Source organism: Streptomyces laculatispora (assembly GCF_017353455.1).
GTDB classification, from domain to species: domain Bacteria; phylum Actinomycetota; class Actinomycetes; order Streptomycetales; family Streptomycetaceae; genus Streptomyces; species Streptomyces laculatispora.
On the sequence record NZ_JAFMPZ010000009.1, the window covers coordinates 1 to 17,514 of the forward strand.

Consider the following 17,514-nt stretch of genomic DNA (forward strand, 5'->3'; position numbering starts at 1 on the left):
GCCGGTGACCTCATCGCGCGGGAGGCCGGCGCGCTCACCGGCGGGCGGCCGGGGATGCCCGCCGACGGCGGGCTGACGGTGGCCGCGTCACCGGGCGTCTTCGAGCCGCTGCAGTCCCTGCTGGAGGAACTGGGCGCCTGGCACGACTGAGCCGCTGTGCGGGCCGTGGGCCGCACCGGAACGAAGAAGGCCCCGCATGTGCCGGTACGGCACTGCGGGGCCTTCTCGTGACGGCTCAGACGCGTGAGGCGCCGATGTGGACTCCGTGCTCGGCAGCGAGGCGGTGCAGATCCTCCAGCTCGCTCTGCTCGACGTCCGCGAGGAAGTCGTCGCCCGTCTCGCGGGCCTTCGTGAGGTCGGACTCGGTGGTCTTGATGCGTTGCAGCAGACCTGCGGTGAAAGCGTCCATGAGGCGCCCCCTCATCGTGGGTCGGTGGCACGGGGGTGTGCCCGGGTTTCCCTCCGCCGAGGCGGTAGGGCGGGTGATCACGCATCCTCCGGGGGAACGGAGGGGGCCAGTGGCACGCCACATGAGAGGCGCGATCGCGGGTGTGAATTCGTCCTCCCCAACCCGACCCTCAGAGAAACCTCAACTGGCCCGGAAAACCGCTGCATTCCGGGAAGCCGCAGGTCGGGCCGCGCCGTCTTACCGCCGGTTTATACGCGTTACGGGCAGGATGGAGGCGCACAGACCGTGCCTGGGTACGGCCCGGATCATGGGCCACCGGTCTGATTCGAACGTTCCGCCGGTCCGTCGCGGACGTTGTGCAGCTCTGTTGTGGAAGTTCTAGGGAAGGAAGCGCCGTGCGCGTACTCGTCGTGGAGGACGAGCAACTGCTCGCCGATGCGGTGGCCACCGGATTGCGCCGGGAGGCCATGGCCGTCGATGTCGTGTACGACGGTGCCGCGGCACTGGAGCGCATCGAGGTCAACGACTACGACGTCGTAGTGCTGGACCGGGACCTCCCCCTGGTGCACGGCGACGACGTCTGCCGCAGGATCGTCGAGCTGGGCATGCCGACCCGGGTGCTCATGCTCACCGCCTCCGGAGACGTCAGTGACCGGGTGGAGGGCCTTGAGCTCGGCGCCGACGACTATCTGCCCAAACCCTTCGCCTTCAGTGAGCTGACCGCGCGGGTTCGGGCCCTCGGGCGCCGTACGACCGTCGCACTGCCGCCGGTCCTGGAGCGTGCCGGGATCAAGCTCGACCCGAACCGCCGGGAGGTCTTCCGCGGCGAGCAGGAGGTCCAGCTCGCGCCCAAGGAGTTCGCGGTGCTGGAGGTCCTGATGCGCAGCGAGGGCGCCGTGGTCTCGGCCGAGCAGCTCCTGGAGAAGGCCTGGGACGAGAACACCGACCCGTTCACCAACGTCGTCCGGGTGACCGTCATGACCCTGCGGCGCAAACTCGGTGAGCCGCCGGTGATCGTCACCGTGCCCGGCTCGGGTTACCGGATCTGATGCCGGTGCCCACTGTCCCGCCGCCCGCGACGGCGCCCCCCAAACCCACGTGGGAGCCCAAACAGCAGGAGCCCCCGTACCCCTGGCTGCGCCCCACCATCCGGATACGTCTCACCCTGCTGTACGGCGGCATGTTCCTGATCGCCGGCATCCTGCTGCTGTCGATCATCTACATGCTGGCCGCGCAGGCCCTGCACGTCGGCAGTGAGCTGCCGTTCAAGATCGTCGACGGCCATGTGTCCAGCAAGGTCTGCAACCTGCTGGGGGAGGGGAACTCACCGGACTCCGTCAACGCGGCGATGAACTCCTGCGTCAACCACCAGCGCCAGCAGGCGCTCGACACGCTCCTCAACCGGTCACTGCTGGCCCTCGTGGGCCTGAGCATCATCGCCTTCGCCTTCGGTTACGCGATGGCGGGACGGGTGCTCTCGCCGCTGGGCCGGATCACCCGGATCGCCCGTCGGGTGGCCGGTACGGATCTCTCCAGGCGCATCGAGCTGGACGGTCCGGACGACGAGTTCAAGGAGCTCGCCGACACCTTCGACGACATGCTGGACCGGCTGGAGCGGGCCTTCACCGCGCAGCAGCGGTTCGTCGGGAACGCGTCGCACGAGCTGCGCACGCCCCTGGCGATCAACCGCACGCTGCTGGAGGTCCACCTCTCCGATCCGCAGGCACCGCCGGAGCTCAAGCAGCTCGGCAAGACGCTGCTGGCCACCAACGAACGCAGTGAGCAGCTGGTCGAGGGCCTGCTGCTGCTCGCCCGCAGTGACAACCAGATCGTCGAGCGCAAACCCGTCGACCTCGCCGAGGTCGCCTCGCGCGCCCTCGACCAGACCCGGGGCGAGGCCGAGGCCAAGGGCGTGGAACTGCGCGACGAGCTGGCCCCGGCCGTGGTCCAGGGCAACGGCGTGCTGCTGGAGCGGATCGCGCTGAACCTCGTACAGAACGCGGTGCGCTACAACGTTCCGGACGGCGGCTGGGTCGAGGTCACCACCGAGCTCCTGCCGGGCCAGGCCCTGCTCGTCGTCTCGAACACGGGGCCGGTGGTGCCCGGCTACGAGATCGACAACCTCTTCGAGCCGTTCAGACGGCTGCGTACGGAGCGGACGGGCAGCGACAAGGGGGTGGGGCTCGGCCTGTCGATCGCGCGGTCCGTCGCGCGTGCTCACGGAGGCCGTATCATCGCGGAGCCCCGCGAGGGCGGTGGTCTTGTGATGCGCGTCTCACTGCCTGTCTGACAGGCCGGGCGAAGCGATTCGCACGCGGATTATTTTGTTCGCTTTGAGCGGAATTTTCCGGACCCGATCCCGAAGGGTCCATGTGTGATCGATCACAGGAGCGAATTTCCGGCCGTCCACGCTCCGTGATCAGGGCCCCCACCGGAAATCCGGCAATAGTTGGGGTTTTCGGGGGTCATTATCACGGGAAGTACACGGGGTGGCGCCGGTCAACGGCGCCGCCCGGACCGTGTACGGTCCCCATCGCCACCCAAGCCGATCGCTCTCGAGCGGTCCTTTTGGGTGTCGATTGAGTAACAGACCTTGATGTGAGGCAAAATCTCCGCCTCGGGTCGGGCACAAGTCCGGCCTCTCACGCGTTACGTGCGCTGAGACACCGCAGACACCCAGAGGGGGAGAGCGACATGGCAACGGATTACGACACCCCACGAAAGACCGACGACGACGTCGATCAGGACAGCCTTGAAGAGCTCAAGGCTCGTCGGAGCGACAAGACGGCCTCGGCCGTCGATGTCGACGAGTTCGACGCGGCCGAAGGACTGGAGCTGCCCGGCGCAGACCTGTCCAACGAGGAACTGGCCGTAAGGGTCCTGCCCAAGCAGGCCGACGAATTCACGTGCATGAGCTGCTTCCTCGTGCACCACCGCAGTCAGCTGGCCCGCGAGAAGAACGGCCAGCCGATCTGCCGCGACTGCGACTGAGATCCGGTCGGCCGTGGCAGGGGACACACCGTTCAGGAAGCGGCGCCCCCGGCGCAGTAAGTCGTCGGAGGCGCATCAGGGCGGTACAGGCCCGGCAGAAGGCGTAGCAGCGCCTGCCGAGCCGTCCGCCCTGCCACCCTCGCCGGGCGGACAGGACGACGAGCGGGGCCGGCCGGCCTCGCTCGAAGCAGCCGGAGCGGCTGCAGAAGTCGACACGGCCGACAGGGCCGAACAGGTCGACAGGACGGAGCCCGTGACCGGGGCAGGCCGTCTGAAATCAGTGAAACGGGGCGTACGCAAGGGCGGGGAGAGCGCCAGGGCAGCGATCGGTCATATCGCCGACCTGATCATCGATATCGCTCCCCGCGTCCCTGTGCGCGATCTCGCCACCCTGCGCAAGCAGTTCCCGGACCTCGGGCCCGAGGAGCTGGCCGACAAGCTCATCGCGGGCGCGGGCAAGGCCACCGCCGCCGTCGGCGCCGGAATCGGCGCGGCGGCCATGATGCCCGTACCGCCCGCCATGCTCGCCGAGCTGGCCACGGAGATCACCGGTGTGGCCGCGATCGAGATGAAACTCGTCGCGGAGTTGCACGAGGTGTACGGGCTCCGCCCGCCCGGCGGTCTCGGCCAGCGCTCCACCGCCTACCTCACCTCCTGGACCGAGGAGCGCGGCATCGACGTCACCCGTCCCGTGACGGTCAACGCGGCGCTCGGCGGCCAGATGAAGCGCGAGCTGCGCCAGCAGATCATGAAGCGCACCGCGCGCAATCTGCCGAACCTGATTCCGTTCATGATCGGCGCCACGGTCGGCGCGATGATGAACCGTCGCGAGACCAGAAGACTTGCCGAACGGGTCAGGAAGGATCTCCGGAAGCGGCAGATCCCCTGGGACCGGCTGCCGGAGCTGCCGCCGCTGGAACGGCCCGCGCTCCCGTACGAGGCCCTTCCCGGACATCCGGCGGACCAGCCCCCCGAGGACTAGCCGAGCCGTTCACGCGCCCCGCGGGCCGACCGCGCCCCCCTGGGGCCTCAGGGCCCCGGCCGGCCCCGTCCAGGGCTGTCTGAGGCCCGTGGGCCCGGGACCGGCCCTCAGGCCCGGACCGCCGCCTTCAGCGCCGCCACCAGCGCCTGCGGCTCGCGCGTCGACAGATAGGCGTACGGAGTCGGGTCCTGCGGATCCGTGATCTTCACCCGCACCGCCGTCGGGATGTAGCTGCGCAGCAGCATGAAGGCCCGCGTGTCCGCCTTGTACGAGCGCCAGGCGCGCGCCTCCTCGGCCTCCAGCACCTCGGCCTCACCGAGCGCCGACACCGGGATCCGCGCGTCACCGGCCACGAGTGCGTCGCCCACCACCCGGATCCGGACGGAGCCGTACGAACTCACCACCACCGCCGACGCGGCTGTGCCGCCCACCAGGCCGGCGAGCAGCGGCAGGGTGCCCAGCGGCAGCAGCATCAGCGCGCACGCGATGCCGAGGAGGAAGCAGATCACCCACCATGAACGGGGTGCGGTGAGGCGTTCGTCGAATGGCGGGGCGGAAGGCTGCATGAGCCCAAGCTTGGCACGGCGCGACCTGCGGGTAGCCGCGCGGGTAAGGTCTGCGGCTGTGAGTGGAACATCTGCGGCTCTGAAGCCCCCGGCCGACGCGGTGAAACCGGTCCGGCACCCCGACGCGCCGGCCCCCGGCGAACTCCTCGGCGCGCACTACGAACACTGTTTCGGATGCGGCGGGGGACAGCCGCACGGGCTGCACCTCCAGGCGCGGGCCGGCGAGGGTGTCGAGGTCACCGCCGAGTTCACCGTGCAGGCCGCCCACCAGGGAGCCCCCGGCCTGGCGCACGGCGGGGTGCTGGCCACCGCGCTCGACGAGACGCTCGGCTCGCTGAACTGGCTGCTGCGGGTGATCGCGGTGACCGGACGGCTGGAGACCGACTTCGTCCGCCCCGTCCCGGTCGACACGGTGCTGTTCCTCGACGCCGCGATCACCGCCGTGCACGGCCGGAAGATCTACTCCAGGGCGACGGGCCGGATCGGCGGCCCGGACGGGCCCGTGGCGGTCCGGGCGGAGGCCCTCTTCATCGAGGTCAAGGTCGACCACTTCATCGAGAACGGCCGCCCGGCCGAGATCCGGGCGGCGATGGCCGACCCCGACCAGGCCAAGCGCGCCCGCGCCTTCGAGGTGAACCCCTGATGCGCCATCCCGTGGACGTGCTGATCCGCAGGACCGACCCGGACGTGCCGATCCCGGCCTACGGGCACCCCGGCGACGCCGGAGCCGATCTGGTGACCACCGAGGCCGCCGAGCTGGCACCCGGCGAGCGGGCCGTGCTGCCCACTGGGGTTTCGATCGCACTGCCCGACGGGTACGCCGCGTTCGTGCACCCCCGGTCCGGCATCGCCGCGCGCTGTGGAGTCGCACTGGTGAATGCCCCGGGGACGGTTGATGCCGGGTACCGTGGAGAGATCAAGGTGATCGTCATCAATCTCGACCCGCGCGAGTCCGTGCGGTTCGAGCGGTTCGACCGGATTGCCCAACTGGTCGTGCAGCAGGTCGAGAAGGTGCGCTTCCACGAAGTGTCGGAGCTTCCCGGTTCGGCGCGGGCCGAAGGGGGCTTCGGGTCCACCGGCGGTCATGCCGCCGTTGATGTTGATGGCGTCCGGGGCGGGGTTCCCCAGGACGGGAACAGCTACGCTTCGGTCGAATCCGACCGGGAAGGACAGTGACGTGTTCGGACGTCGCAAGAACAGTGGTTCCGCCGAGGACACGGCGGACGAAGCGCGCGAGGCCGAGCAGGTCGTCGACGAGCTCGATGACGCCGATGCCGCCGAGGGCGGATCGCGTCGGATGAACCTTCCGCCGGCGCCGCGACCGGACGGGCCGTGGGACATCGAAGAGGTCTCCCAGCCCGGCGAGGGCCGGGTCGACCTGGGCGGCATCTTCGTGCCCGGGGTCGAGGGCATGGAGCTGCGTGTCGAGGTCGCCGGTGACGCGATCGTCGCCGCCACCGTCGTGCTGCGCGACAGCGCGATCCAGCTGCAGGCCTTCGCCGCCCCCAAGAAGGAGGGCATCTGGGGCGAGGTCCGCGACGAGATCGCCTCCGGCATCACCCAGCAGGGCGGGATCATCGACGAGGTCGAGGGCCCGCTGGGCTGGGAACTGCGCGCGCAGGTCCCCGTACAGCTTCCCGACGGGGCGAACGGCGTGCAGCTGGTCCGCTTCGTCGGCATCGACGGCCCGCGCTGGTTCCTGCGCGGTGTGATCTCCGGCCAGGGCGCCGTGCAGCCGGAGGCCGCCGGTCTGCTGGAGACGGTCTTCCGGGACACCGTGGTGGTCCGCGGCGACGGCCCGATGGCCCCGCGCGACCCGATCGTCCTGAAGCTCCCCAACGACGCCCAGATGGTGCCCGAGGGTGTTCAGCAGGAGGAGCAGGAGAGCTCGAAGTTCTCCGGCGGCATGGGCCATCTCCAGCGCGGCCCCGAGATCACCGAGGTGCGCTGACCCCGCACCCGTAAGCACCGGCCGGTGGGCCGTACCCCTCTCCTGGGGTACGGCCCACCGGCTTCTGCGTTCCCGTGCGCTGTGCGGCCCCGCCCGCCGCACGGGGACCGGCCGCCGTGGCGTATGAGGCGCGTATCGGGCACGTACAGGTGCCGTCAAGGGCCGGCCCATCTCCGTATGGAAGCCATCAACGCAGGTCAAAGCGGTGTCTGCGGCAGGTTTGCTCATGAGGTCCGAGAAATCCGCACCTCATCCAGGAGCACCCGATGGCCGATATGGCCTTCGTCGTCACCACGATCGCGGTCTTCGCGCTGGTGGCACTCATCGCCAAGGGGGTGACGAAGCTGTGACCGCCGAAAACGTGGTGGGCCTCGTCGTGGCCGTCGCCCTGCTGGGCTATCTCGTCCTCGCCCTTCTGTACCCGGAGAGGTTCTGAGCCCGAAATGAGCCCCGTCCTCGCAGCTGTGCTCCAGCTGCTCGCGCTCGTCGTGGCGCTGGGTCTGGCGTACCGCCCGCTCGGCGACCACATGGCCCGTGTGTACACCTCGCCCCGGCATCTGCGGGCCGAGAAGTGGATATACAAGGCCATCGGCGCCGATCCGAACACGCAGATGCGCTGGCCCGCCTATCTCCGCGGTGTCCTGGCCTTCTCCGCCGTGAGCGTCCTCTTCCTGTATCTGCTGCAGCGGCTCCAGGGCTCGCTGCCCGGCTCCCTCGGCTTCGCCTCGATCGACCCCGACCAGGCGTTCAACACGGCGGCCTCGTTCGTCGCCAACACCAACTGGCAGTCGTACTCCGGCGAACAGGCCATGGGCCATGTCGTGCAGACCGGCGGCCTCGCGGTGCAGAACTTCGTCTCGGCCGCCGTCGGCATCGCCGTCGCGGTGGCGCTGGTACGGGGCCTCGCCGCCACCCGTACCGGTGAACTCGGCAACTTCTGGTCCGACCTGGTGCGCGGCACCGTACGGATCCTCCTTCCGGTCTCGGTGATCGGTGCGCTCGTGCTGGTCGCCTGCGGGGCGATCCAGAACTTCTCCGGCATCCACTCCGTCGGCCAGTTCCTGGGCGGTTCGCAGCAGTGGAACGGCGGCGCGGTCGCCTCCCAGGAGGTCATCAAGGAGCTGGGCACCAACGGTGGCGGCTACTTCAACGCCAACTCGGCCCACCCCTTCGAGAATCCCAACGGGCTCTCCAACCTCTTCGAGATCTTCCTGATCCTCGTCATCCCGTTCGCGCTGACCCGCACCTTCGGCCGGATGGTCGGCTCGCTCAAGCAGGGCTACGCGATCCTCGCCACCATGGGCGTCATCTGGCTCGGCTTCACCGCGCTGATGATGTGGACCGAATTCGCCCACCACGGGCCCGCGTTCGACATCGCGGGCGGGGCCATGGAGGGCAAGGAGAACCGTTTCGGCGTCGGCGGCTCGTCCCTCTTCGCGGTGGCCACCACGCTCACCTCGACCGGCGCGGTGAACTCCTTCCACTCCTCGTACACCGGCTTCGGCGGCGGCATCACGATGCTCGGCATGCAGCTCGGCGAGATCGCGCCCGGCGGTACCGGCTCCGGTCTCTACGGGATGCTGATCATGGCGGTCATCGCGGTGTTCATCGCCGGCCTGATGGTCGGCCGCACGCCCGAGTACCTCGGCAAGAAGATCGGCACCCGGGAGATCAAGCTCGCGGCCTGCTACATCCTGATCACCCCGGCGCTGGTGCTCTGCTTCACCGGCGCGGCGATGGCCCTGCCCACCCCGGGCGACTCGATGACCAACACGGGCGCACACGGCTTCTCCGAGATCCTCTACGCCTACACCTCCGGCGCCAACAACAACGGTTCGGCCTTCGCCGGGCTGGCCGCGGACACCCAGTGGTTCAACACCACGATCGGACTGGCGATGCTGCTGGGCCGGTTCCTGCCCATGGTGTTCGTCCTCGCCCTGGCGGGCTCGTTCGCCGAGCAGCGCCCCGTCCCGGCGACCGTCGGCACCCTCGGCACACACAAACCGCTCTTCAGCGGACTGCTGGTGGCCACCGTCATGATCATCGCCGGTCTGACCTACTTCCCGGCCCTGGCTCTGGGCCCACTGGCCGAGGGGCTGGCGTCATGACCCTCCGTACGAAGCAAGAGGACGCGATGTCCACAGTCACACCGGCCGGCGCACCGCACCTGGACACCCCGTCCGGGCACGGCCCCGAAGGACGCGTCGGCGCGGGTCTGTTCGACCCCCGGATGCTGATCGCCTCGTTCCCCGACGCGATACGCAAGCTCGATCCCCGGGTGATGATCAAGTCACCGGTGATGTTCGTGGTGCTGACCGGGTCGGTGCTCACCACCGTGCTGGCGGCCATGGACCCGGGGGACTGGTTCGGCTGGGCGATCACGGTCTGGCTCTGGCTGACCACGGTCTTCGCCAACCTGGCGGAGGCGGTCGCCGAGGGGCGCGGCAAGGCGCAGGCGGACACCCTGCGCAGGGCCAAGACGGACACTGTCGCCCGCCGGCTGACGGGGACGGACGAGGAGCGGGTACCGGGCACCGATCTGCGCATCGGCGACCTGGTGGTCTGCGAGGCCGGCGACATCATCCCGGGCGACGGCGACGTCGTCGAGGGAGTGGCGAGCGTCGACGAATCCGCGATCACGGGCGAATCGGCACCGGTCATCCGGGAGTCCGGCGGCGACCGCAGCGCCGTGACCGGTGGGACGAAGGTGCTCTCCGACCGCATCGTCATCAAGATCACCACCAAGCCCGGCGAGACCTTCATCGACCGGATGATCGCCCTCGTCGAGGGCGCGGCACGGCAGAAGACGCCCAACGAGATCGCGCTGAACATCCTGCTCGCCTCGCTGACCATCGTGTTCCTGCTGGCCGTGGTCACCCTCCAGCCCTTCGCCGTCTACGCGGGCAGCGAGCAGTCCATGATCGTGCTGGCCGCGCTGCTGGTCTGCCTGATCCCGACCACCATCGGCGCACTGCTCTCCGCGATCGGCATCGCCGGCATGGACCGGCTGGTGCAGCGCAACGTGCTCGCCATGTCCGGGCGCGCCGTCGAGGCGGCGGGCGATGTGTCGACCCTGCTGCTCGACAAGACCGGCACGATCACCCTCGGCAACCGGCAGGCCGCGGCGCTGCTCCCGGTCGCGGGTGTGACGGAGGCCGAGCTGGCGGACGCCGCCCAGCTCTCCTCGCTGGCCGACGAGACGCCCGAGGGCCGCTCCGTCGTCGTCCTGGCGAAGGAGGCGTACGGGCTCCGGGAACGGCATCAGGGGCAACTGGCCACCGCGCAGTGGGTGGGCTTCACCGCCCAGACCCGGATGTCCGGGGTGGACGCCGGCGGACGCCGGATCCGCAAGGGGGCCACCGGTTCGGTCGTCGCCTGGGTCCGGGAGCGCGGCGGCACGGTCCACCCCGACGTGGCCGTACTCACCGACCGGATCTCCCGCGAGGGCGGCACGCCCCTGCCGGTCGCGGTCGACGACGGGGACGGCGCCCGGGTCCTCGGCGTCATCCACCTCAAGGACGTCGTCAAGGAGGGCATGCGCGAGCGGTTCGACGAACTGCGCCGCATGGGCATCCGCACGGTCATGATCACCGGCGACAACCCGCTGACCGCGAAGGCCATCGCCGAGGAGGCGGGGGTCGACGACTTCCTCGCCGAGGCCACGCCCGAGGACAAGATGGCCCTCATCAAGCGTGAGCAGGCGGGCGGCAAGCTCGTCGCGATGACCGGCGACGGCACGAACGACGCCCCGGCGCTCGCCCAGGCGGATGTCGGTGTGGCCATGAACACCGGCACCTCGGCCGCCAAGGAGGCCGGGAACATGGTGGACCTGGACTCCGACCCGACCAAGCTGATCGAGATCGTCGAGATCGGCAAACAGCTCCTGATCACCCGCGGTGCACTGACGACGTTCTCCATCGCCAACGACGTCGCGAAGTACTTCGCGATCATCCCCGCGATGTTCGCCGTGGTCTACCCGGGCCTGGACAAGCTCAACATCATGGACCTGTCCTCGCCCCGGTCCGCGATCCTGTCCGCCGTGATCTTCAACGCGCTGATCATCGTCGCGCTGGTGCCGCTCGCGCTCAAGGGCGTGCGCTACCGGCCCGCGGGTGCCGACTCGATGCTCCGGCGCAACCTCGGGATCTACGGACTCGGAGGCCTGATCGCCCCCTTCATCGGCATCAAGATCATCGACCTGATCATCTCCCTCATCCCCGGAATCGGCTGACCTGCCATGAACAGCTCCGTAGGAAACTCCGCCCGGCTCCTGTGGGCCGGACTGCGCGCCCTGCTCGTCCTCACCCTGGTCTGCGGCGTCCTCTACCCGCTCGCCGTCACCGGGATCGCCCAGGGCCTGATGCCCGGCCGGGCCAACGGCTCCGAGATCACGGCGAACGGCAAGGCCGTCGGCTCCGAACTCATCGGCCAGCGCTACGACCTGCCGCTGAAGAAGGGCCAGGAGACGCCGGACCCCGATCTCAAGTGGTTCCAGCCGCGCCCCTCCAACGGCCTCGGCACCAACAGCGTCAACACCCAGTACTCCCTCCTCGTCTCCGGCGCGACCAACCGCTCAGGCGACAACAAGGAGCTGATCGACTGGGTCACGGCCGCCAAGGCCGCGGTGGTGAAGGACAACTCCGTCCCCGGCCACCCCGTGCGCCCCGCGCAGGTGCCGGCCGACGCCGTCACCTCCTCGGGCTCCGGCCTCGACCCGGACATCTCCCCGGCCTATGCGCAGCTCCAGGTCCGCCGGGTCGCCGAGCGCAACCACCTGGACGCGGGGCAGGTGGCGAAGCTGGTGGACCAGCACACCGACGGCCGGATCCTCGGGTTCGTGGGTGAGCCGCGGGTCAACGTCCTGCGGCTGAACATCGCGCTGCGGCAGCTCGTGAGCGAAACCGCGGGACGCTGACCGTCCGCATTGCCCGGTACCGGCCGCCCGCGGCCGGTACCGGGCATTGCCCGTACCCGGGCCTCATGGACATACTGGCGGCCGACAGGACCGAGGACGTACGGGGAGCGACATGACCGAGAGCATCGACGCGGCGGGCAACGGCGGGGAGAGCGGCACGGCAGTCGCCGAGAGGCCCATGGTCCGGATCGAGGACCTGCACCGCTCCTACGGCTCCGGCGCCGCGGCCGTGCACGCGCTGCGCGGGGTGTCCTTCGAGGTGCCGCGCGGTGAGCTCGTCGCGCTCAAGGGGCGCTCCGGCTCCGGCAAGACCACCCTGCTGAACCTCGTCGGTGGGCTCGACAGCCCCGACAGCGGCCGGATCACCGTGGACGGCACCGACCTCTCCGCGCTCGGCGAGAACGGACTGCTGGAACTGCGCCGCGACCGGATCGGCTTCATCTTCCAGTCGTTCGGCCTGATCCCGATCCTGACCGCGGCGGAGAACGTCGGCGTGCCCATGCGGCTGCGCAAGGCCGACCCGCGCGAGCGCGAGGAGCGGGTGTCGCTGCTGCTCTCCCTGGTCGGCCTCGCCGACCACGCGGCCCAGCGGCCCGGCGAGCTCTCCGGCGGCCAGCAGCAGCGGGTGGCGATCGCCCGCGCGCTCGCCAACCGGCCCGCGCTGCTGATCGCCGACGAGCCGACCGGACAGCTCGACGCGGAGACCGGCCTCGCGGTGATGCAACTGATGCGCGCGGTCGTGCACAGCGAGGGCGTCACCGCGCTCGTCGCCACACACGACGCCCAGCTGCTCGGCCTCGCCGACCGGGTCCTGGAACTCAGTGACGGGCACATCGTCGAGCACGTGTAGCGGGAGCCGTCACGGCGTACGCCGGGCACGCGCCAGGGAGCTCTTGCCGCTTCCGGGGTGCGCCGCCCTGGCCGGATAGGGCCCGGCCCGGGGCATCAGAATTACGTAAATACGCTCCGCTCCAGCACCCCCCGCCCGATATGCCGGAAATTCACGGGGTAGCTTCGACAGAGGCTGCCGCATCGGCCGCAGCCGGTTTCGGGAAGACAATGAGGCCATGGCGCGCGGCAAACTTCGGATCTACCTCGGTGCGGCACCCGGCGTGGGCAAGACGTACGCCATGCTCTCCGAGGCGCACCGCCGCGTGGAGCGGGGCACCGACTGCGTCGTCGGCTTCGTCGAGCACCACGACCGCCCGCGCACCGAGGTCATGCTGCACGGCCTCGAACAGATCCGGCGCCGCGAGATCGAGTACCGCTCCGCGGTCTTCACCGAGATGGACGTCGACGCCGTCCTGGAGCGTGCCCCGGCCGTCGCCCTGGTGGACGAACTGGCGCACACCAATGTGCCCGGCTCCCGCAACGCCAAGCGCTGGCAGGACGTCGAGGAGCTCCTCCAGGCCGGCATCGACGTGGTCTCCACCGTCAACATCCAGCACCTGGAGTCCCTCGGGGACGTCGTCGAGTCGATAACCGGCGTACGCCAGCGCGAGACCGTGCCCGACGAGGTGGTCCGCCGCGCCGACCAGCTCGAACTTGTCGATATGTCGCCCCAGGCGCTGCGCCGGCGAATGGCTCACGGCAACATCTACAAGCCGGACCGGATCGACGCCTCGCTCTCCAACTACTTCCGCCCCGGCAACCTCACCGCCCTGCGCGAGCTGGCCCTCCTCTGGGTGGCCGACCGGGTCGACGAATACCTCCAGCAGTACCGCGGCGAGCACAACATCCGCACCACCTGGCAGGCCCGCGAACGCATAGTCGTCGGACTCACCGGCGGCCCCGAGGGCCGCACCCTCATCCGCCGCGCCTCCCGGATGGCGGCCAAGGGCTCCGGCAGCGAGATCCTGGCCGTCTACATCGCCCGCAGCGACGGACTGACCTCGGCCTCGCCCAAGGAGCTCACCGTCCAGCGCACCCTCGTCGAGGACCTCGGCGGCACCTTCCACCACGTGATCGGCGACGACATCCCCTCGGCGCTCCTCGAATTCGCCCGGGGTGTCAACGCCACCCAGATCGTCCTAGGCTCCAGCCGGCGCAAGGCCTGGCAGTACATCTACGGCCCCGGCGTGGGCGCCACCGTCGCCCGTGAGTCCGGCACCGACCTCGACGTCCACATCGTCACCCACGACGAGGTCGCCAAGGGCAGGGGCCTGCCCATCGCCCGCGGCGCCCGGCTCGGCCGGGCCCGCATCATCTGGGGCTGGATCGTCGGGGTGGGCGGCCCGGTCCTGCTCTCGCTGCTCCTCAAGGGCCTGGAGAACGGTCCGGGGCTCGCCAACGACGTCCTGCTGTTCCTCTTCATGACCGTCGCCGCCGCCCTGCTCGGCGGGCTGCGGCCCGCGCTCGCCTCGGCCGCCTCGGGCTCGCTGCTGCTGAACTACTGGTTCACCCCGCCCACCCACACCCTGACCGTCCAGGACCCCGAGAACTTCGTCGCCATCGTGATCTTCTTCGCGGTGGCGGTCGCGGTCGCCTCCGTCGTCGACCTGGCGGCCCGCCGCACCCACCAGGCCGCCAGGCTGCGCGCCGAGTCCGAGATCCTGTCCTTCCTGGCCGGCAGCGTGCTGCGCGGCGAGACCACCCTGGCCGCGCTCCTCGACCGGGTCCGCGAGACCTTCGGGATGGAGTCCGTCGCACTGCTGGAGCGGCAGAGCGACGTCGACCCGTGGACGTGCGCCGGGAGCGTCGGCCCGGGGCCCGTCACCCGGCCCGAGGACGCCGATGTGGACATGCCCGTCGGTGACCACATGGCCCTCGCGCTCTCCGGCCGGGTGCTGCCCGCCGAGGACCGCCGGGTGCTCGGCGCCTTCGCCGCCCAGGCCGCCGTCGTACTGGACCGCCAGCGCCTCGTCGGCGAGGCCGAGGAGGCCCGCAGGCTCGCCGAGGGCAACCGGATCAGGACCGCGCTGCTGGCCGCCGTCAGTCACGACCTGCGGACCCCGCTCGCCGCCATCAAGGCCGCGGTCAGCTCCCTGCGCTCCGACGACGTCGCCTGGTCCGACGACGACGAGGCCGAACTCCTGGAAGGCATCGAGAACGGCGCCGACCGCCTCGACCACCTGGTGGGCAACCTCCTCGACATGTCCCGGCTGCAGACCGGCACCGTCACCCCGCTGATCCGCGAGATCGACCTCGACGAGGTCGTGCCCATGGCCCTGGGCGGCGTGCCCGAGGACAGCGTCGACCTGGACATCCCCGAAACGCTCCCGATGGTCGCCGTCGACCCCGGGCTGCTGGAGCGGGCCGTCGCCAACATCGTCGAGAACGCGGTCAAGTACAGCCCCGACGGCGACCGCGTCACGGTGGCCGCCAGCGCACTGGGCGCCCGCGTCGAGCTACGCGTGGCCGACCGGGGCCGGGGCGTCCCCGACGACGGCAAGGAACGCATCTTCGAACCCTTCCAGCGCTACGGCGACGCCCCGCGCGGCGCCGGGGTCGGCCTGGGCCTCGCGGTGGCCCGCGGCTTCGTGGAGTCCATGGGTGGCACGCTGGACGCCGAGGACACCCCCGGCGGCGGCCTCACCATGGTCCTGACCCTCAGGGCGGCCTCGGGACACGTCCCGGTCAGCCCCGACCTGCCCGCGCGGGTCACCTCATGATCCGCGGAGAGCTCCGCGGACCCGATGTACAGCAGAAAGGCAGGACCGAGATGACCCGGGTGCTTGTGGTCGACGACGAGCCGCAGATCGTACGCGCCCTCGTGATCAACCTGAAGGCGCGCAAGTACGAGGTGGACGCCGCGCCCGACGGGGCGACCGCCCTCCAGCTCGCCGCCGCCCGCCACCCCGACGTCGTCGTCCTGGACCTCGGGCTGCCCGACATGGACGGCGTCGAGGTGATCAGGGGGCTGCGTGGCTGGACCCGGGTGCCGATCCTGGTGCTCTCGGCCCGCCACACCTCCGACGAGAAGGTCGAGGCGCTGGACGCCGGGGCCGACGACTACGTCACCAAGCCGTTCGGCATGGACGAGCTGCTGGCCCGGCTGCGCGCCTCGGTGCGCCGCGCCGAACCCGTCGGCCAGGACGGCGGCGACCAGGTCGTGATCGTCGAGACCACGGGCTTCACCGTCGACCTGGCCGCCAAGAAGGTCCAGCGCGAGGGACGGGACGTACGGCTCACCCCCACCGAGTGGCATCTGCTGGAGGTACTGGTCCGCAACAGCGGCCGGCTGGTCAGCCAGAAGCAGCTGCTCCAGGAGGTCTGGGGGCCGTCGTACGGCACCGAGACCAACTATCTGCGGGTCTACATGGCCCAGCTGCGGCGCAAGCTGGAGGCCGACCCCTCGCACCCCCGGCACTTCGTCACCGAACCGGGGATGGGATACCGCTTCGAGCGCGCCTGAAGGGCGTCGCCCGGCTCTCCCCGTAACCCGTTCGAGTGAAACAGTGGCCATCCGCCAGGACCCCCTGGGACCGGTACTCTTCGGTTATGAGTGCTGTTCCTCGATTCGAGAAGGCCGGGAAGGCCGAGCGGCCGACCGGGCGCTTCCGACGGATGCTCGACCGGCTCTCCAGCTCCCAGGAGGACCTGGAGTGCGAGGAGCTGGCGGAGGACTCCCATGCCTCGGGATGCACCCGGATCTCGGAGTGCGCCGACCGCCAGATCGTGAAGGTCACTGGTACCTTGCGGACGGTCACCCTGCGACCGCGCGCCGGAGTGCCCGCCCTGGAGGCGGAGCTCTTCGACGGCAGTGCTCCGCTGGACGTGGTCTGGCTCGGCCGCCGCTCCATCGTGGGCATCGAACCGGGCCGCAGGCTCATCGCCTCGGGCCGGATCTCCATGAGTCATGGGCGCCGGGTGCTGTTCAACCCCAAATACGAACTCCGACCGCTCGGCAAGGAGTAGCCGGTGACGTCTCTTGACAAGCCGACGTCCGACACGGACCCCACCACCAGCACCGACCAGCAGGAGGCCGACGCGAAGGCGGTCACCGAGGCCGCGCTCTTCGAGGCCTTCGGCGGCATCCGGGGCATGGTGGAGACAGTCCTGCCGGGACTGCTCTTCGTCACGATCTTCACCATCGACAAGAACCTCACGTACTCGGCCATCGCGGCCGTGGCGGTGTCGCTGGCGCTCGTGGCCGTCCGGCTGATCCGCAGGGACACCGTCAAGCACGCCTTCAGCGGCGTTTTCGGCGTGGCCTTCGGTGTCGTCTTCGCGAAGATGACCGGCAACGCCAAGGACTTCTATCTGCCGGGCATGATCTACACGCTCGGACTGGCCGTCGCCTACCTGGTCACCACGCTGGCGGGACTGCCGCTCATCGGACTGATCCTGGGCCCGGTCTTCAAGGAGAACCTCTCCTGGCGCACCAGGAACCCCGGCCGCAAGAAGGCCTACGCCAAGGCCAGCTACGCCTGGGGACTGATCCTGCTCGCCAAGTGCGCGATCCTCTTCCCGCTGTACTGGTGGGGCGACACGACCCAGTTCGGCTGGGTCCTGGTGGCGCTGAAGATCCCGCCGTTCCTGCTCGCGGTCTACCTCACCTGGGTCTTCCTCGCCAAGGCGCCACCGCCCATCGACGTCTTCGCCGAGATGGAGGCCGAGGAGCAGGCCGAGAAGGCCGAGAAGGCCCGCAGGGCAGCAGCCACCGAAGCCGCCCGCAGCCAGGAGTTCTGAGGCGGACGGCCGGCACTTCCGGGGCACGCGGCAACGGTCTTTCCGAGACCCGAGACCCGGTCCCCGAGA

18 protein-coding genes and 1 pseudogene are annotated in these 17,514 nt (G+C 70.1%); 17 read left to right on the forward strand and 2 right to left on the reverse strand.

What is annotated here, in order from left to right:
• Window positions 1-150, forward strand: a pseudogene (locus J1C73_RS00420) (inositol monophosphatase family protein); the annotation flags it as partial.
• 85 nt (window positions 151-235) lie between these two features.
• Here the strand turns inward: J1C73_RS00420 and J1C73_RS00425 are convergent.
• Complete coding sequence (locus J1C73_RS00425) at window positions 236-409, reverse strand: hypothetical protein (RefSeq protein WP_164494452.1); 174 nt, start codon at window positions 407-409, stop codon at window positions 236-238.
• Between the two features lie 395 nt (window positions 410-804).
• On the opposite strand from J1C73_RS00425, the gene J1C73_RS00430 reads away from it, so the two are divergent.
• The 4 genes from J1C73_RS00430 (at window position 805) to J1C73_RS00445 (ending at window position 4,382) form a co-directional block, all read left to right on the forward strand.
• Entirely contained in the window at window positions 805-1,458 is a 654-nt protein-coding gene (locus J1C73_RS00430; RefSeq protein ID WP_024490544.1) for a response regulator transcription factor, read from the forward strand.
• A gap of 5 nt (window positions 1,459-1,463) precedes the next feature.
• Window positions 1,464-2,699, forward strand: a complete 1,236-nt coding sequence (locus J1C73_RS00435; protein WP_372446632.1) for a sensor histidine kinase — start codon at window positions 1,464-1,466, stop codon at window positions 2,697-2,699.
• A 404-nt stretch (window positions 2,700-3,103) separates the two neighbouring features.
• Window positions 3,104-3,400 carry a DUF4193 domain-containing protein gene (locus tag J1C73_RS00440; protein WP_003965732.1) on the forward strand — a complete coding sequence of 99 codons (297 nt, stop codon included), beginning with the start codon at window positions 3,104-3,106 and terminating at the stop codon, window positions 3,398-3,400.
• Window positions 3,401-3,413: 13 nt separating this feature from the next.
• Window positions 3,414-4,382: a hypothetical protein gene (locus tag J1C73_RS00445; protein ID WP_207314547.1), complete on the forward strand. Its 969-nt coding sequence runs from the start codon at window positions 3,414-3,416 to the stop codon at window positions 4,380-4,382.
• A 107-nt stretch (window positions 4,383-4,489) separates the two neighbouring features.
• On the opposite strand, the gene J1C73_RS00450 is transcribed toward J1C73_RS00445, so the two are convergent.
• Complete coding sequence (locus J1C73_RS00450) at window positions 4,490-4,948, reverse strand: DUF3093 domain-containing protein (protein WP_123462918.1); 459 nt, start codon at window positions 4,946-4,948, stop codon at window positions 4,490-4,492.
• Window positions 4,949-5,006: 58 nt separating this feature from the next.
• On the opposite strand from J1C73_RS00450, the gene J1C73_RS00455 reads away from it, so the two are divergent.
• The 12 genes from J1C73_RS00455 (at window position 5,007) to J1C73_RS00510 (ending at window position 17,445) form a co-directional block, all read left to right on the forward strand.
• Entirely contained in the window at window positions 5,007-5,591 is a 585-nt protein-coding gene (locus J1C73_RS00455) for a PaaI family thioesterase (protein WP_123462920.1), read from the forward strand.
• A complete protein-coding gene (dut, locus tag J1C73_RS00460) occupies window positions 5,591-6,124 on the forward strand; it encodes a dUTP diphosphatase (protein ID WP_123462922.1) in 534 nt (177 codons plus the stop codon). The genes J1C73_RS00455 and dut overlap by 1 nt, the downstream gene beginning before the upstream one ends.
• Window position 6,125: 1 nt before the next feature.
• A complete protein-coding gene (locus J1C73_RS00465) occupies window positions 6,126-6,899 on the forward strand; it encodes a DUF3710 domain-containing protein (protein WP_207314548.1) in 774 nt (257 codons plus the stop codon).
• A 346-nt stretch (window positions 6,900-7,245) separates the two neighbouring features.
• A complete protein-coding gene (gene kdpF, locus J1C73_RS00470; RefSeq protein ID WP_037777601.1) occupies window positions 7,246-7,335 on the forward strand; it encodes a K(+)-transporting ATPase subunit F in 90 nt (29 codons plus the stop codon).
• A gap of 7 nt (window positions 7,336-7,342) precedes the next feature.
• On the forward strand, window positions 7,343-9,007 hold the full coding sequence (gene kdpA, locus J1C73_RS00475; protein WP_123462926.1) for a potassium-transporting ATPase subunit KdpA: 1,665 nt from the start codon (window positions 7,343-7,345) through the stop codon (window positions 9,005-9,007).
• Complete coding sequence (gene kdpB / locus J1C73_RS00480) at window positions 9,004-11,130, forward strand: potassium-transporting ATPase subunit KdpB (protein WP_207314549.1); 2,127 nt, start codon at window positions 9,004-9,006, stop codon at window positions 11,128-11,130. Before kdpA ends, kdpB begins: the two co-directional genes overlap by 4 nt.
• A gap of 6 nt (window positions 11,131-11,136) precedes the next feature.
• Entirely contained in the window at window positions 11,137-11,814 is a 678-nt protein-coding gene (locus J1C73_RS00485; protein ID WP_207314550.1) for a potassium-transporting ATPase subunit C, read from the forward strand.
• A 112-nt stretch (window positions 11,815-11,926) separates the two neighbouring features.
• The gene (locus tag J1C73_RS00490; protein ID WP_207314551.1) at window positions 11,927-12,664 is read left to right on the forward strand and encodes an ABC transporter ATP-binding protein; all 738 of its coding nucleotides are present in this window, start codon (window positions 11,927-11,929) and stop codon (window positions 12,662-12,664) included.
• Between the two features lie 217 nt (window positions 12,665-12,881).
• Window positions 12,882-15,425, forward strand: a complete 2,544-nt coding sequence (locus J1C73_RS00495; protein ID WP_207314552.1) for a DUF4118 domain-containing protein — start codon at window positions 12,882-12,884, stop codon at window positions 15,423-15,425.
• A gap of 50 nt (window positions 15,426-15,475) precedes the next feature.
• A complete protein-coding gene (locus J1C73_RS00500; RefSeq protein ID WP_123462937.1) occupies window positions 15,476-16,168 on the forward strand; it encodes a response regulator in 693 nt (230 codons plus the stop codon).
• 86 nt (window positions 16,169-16,254) lie between these two features.
• Window positions 16,255-16,671: an OB-fold nucleic acid binding domain-containing protein gene (locus J1C73_RS00505; protein ID WP_207314553.1), complete on the forward strand. Its 417-nt coding sequence runs from the start codon at window positions 16,255-16,257 to the stop codon at window positions 16,669-16,671.
• Window positions 16,672-16,674: 3 nt separating this feature from the next.
• Complete coding sequence (locus tag J1C73_RS00510) at window positions 16,675-17,445, forward strand: DUF3159 domain-containing protein (protein WP_123462940.1); 771 nt, start codon at window positions 16,675-16,677, stop codon at window positions 17,443-17,445.
• The last annotated feature ends 69 nt before the right edge of the window (window positions 17,446-17,514 follow it).

What these genes read in the sequence shown, in the direction of transcription:
- J1C73_RS00425 (WP_164494452.1), bottom strand. Translation starts at nt 409, where the DNA reads ATGGACGCTTTCACCGCAGGTCTGCTGCAACGCATCAAGACCACCGAG.
- J1C73_RS00440 (WP_003965732.1), top strand. Translation starts at nt 3,104, where the DNA reads ATGGCAACGGATTACGACACCCCACGAAAGACCGACGACGACGTCGAT.
- J1C73_RS00450 (WP_123462918.1), bottom strand. Translation starts at nt 4,948, where the DNA reads ATGCAGCCTTCCGCCCCGCCATTCGACGAACGCCTCACCGCACCCCGT.
- dut (WP_123462922.1), top strand. Translation starts at nt 5,591, where the DNA reads ATGCGCCATCCCGTGGACGTGCTGATCCGCAGGACCGACCCGGACGTG.
- kdpA (WP_123462926.1), top strand. Translation starts at nt 7,343, where the DNA reads ATGAGCCCCGTCCTCGCAGCTGTGCTCCAGCTGCTCGCGCTCGTCGTG.
- kdpB (WP_207314549.1), top strand. Translation starts at nt 9,004, where the DNA reads ATGACCCTCCGTACGAAGCAAGAGGACGCGATGTCCACAGTCACACCG.
- J1C73_RS00485 (WP_207314550.1), top strand. Translation starts at nt 11,137, where the DNA reads ATGAACAGCTCCGTAGGAAACTCCGCCCGGCTCCTGTGGGCCGGACTG.
- J1C73_RS00490 (WP_207314551.1), top strand. Translation starts at nt 11,927, where the DNA reads ATGACCGAGAGCATCGACGCGGCGGGCAACGGCGGGGAGAGCGGCACG.
- J1C73_RS00495 (WP_207314552.1), top strand. Translation starts at nt 12,882, where the DNA reads ATGGCGCGCGGCAAACTTCGGATCTACCTCGGTGCGGCACCCGGCGTG.
- J1C73_RS00500 (WP_123462937.1), top strand. Translation starts at nt 15,476, where the DNA reads ATGACCCGGGTGCTTGTGGTCGACGACGAGCCGCAGATCGTACGCGCC.
- J1C73_RS00505 (WP_207314553.1), top strand. Translation starts at nt 16,255, where the DNA reads ATGAGTGCTGTTCCTCGATTCGAGAAGGCCGGGAAGGCCGAGCGGCCG.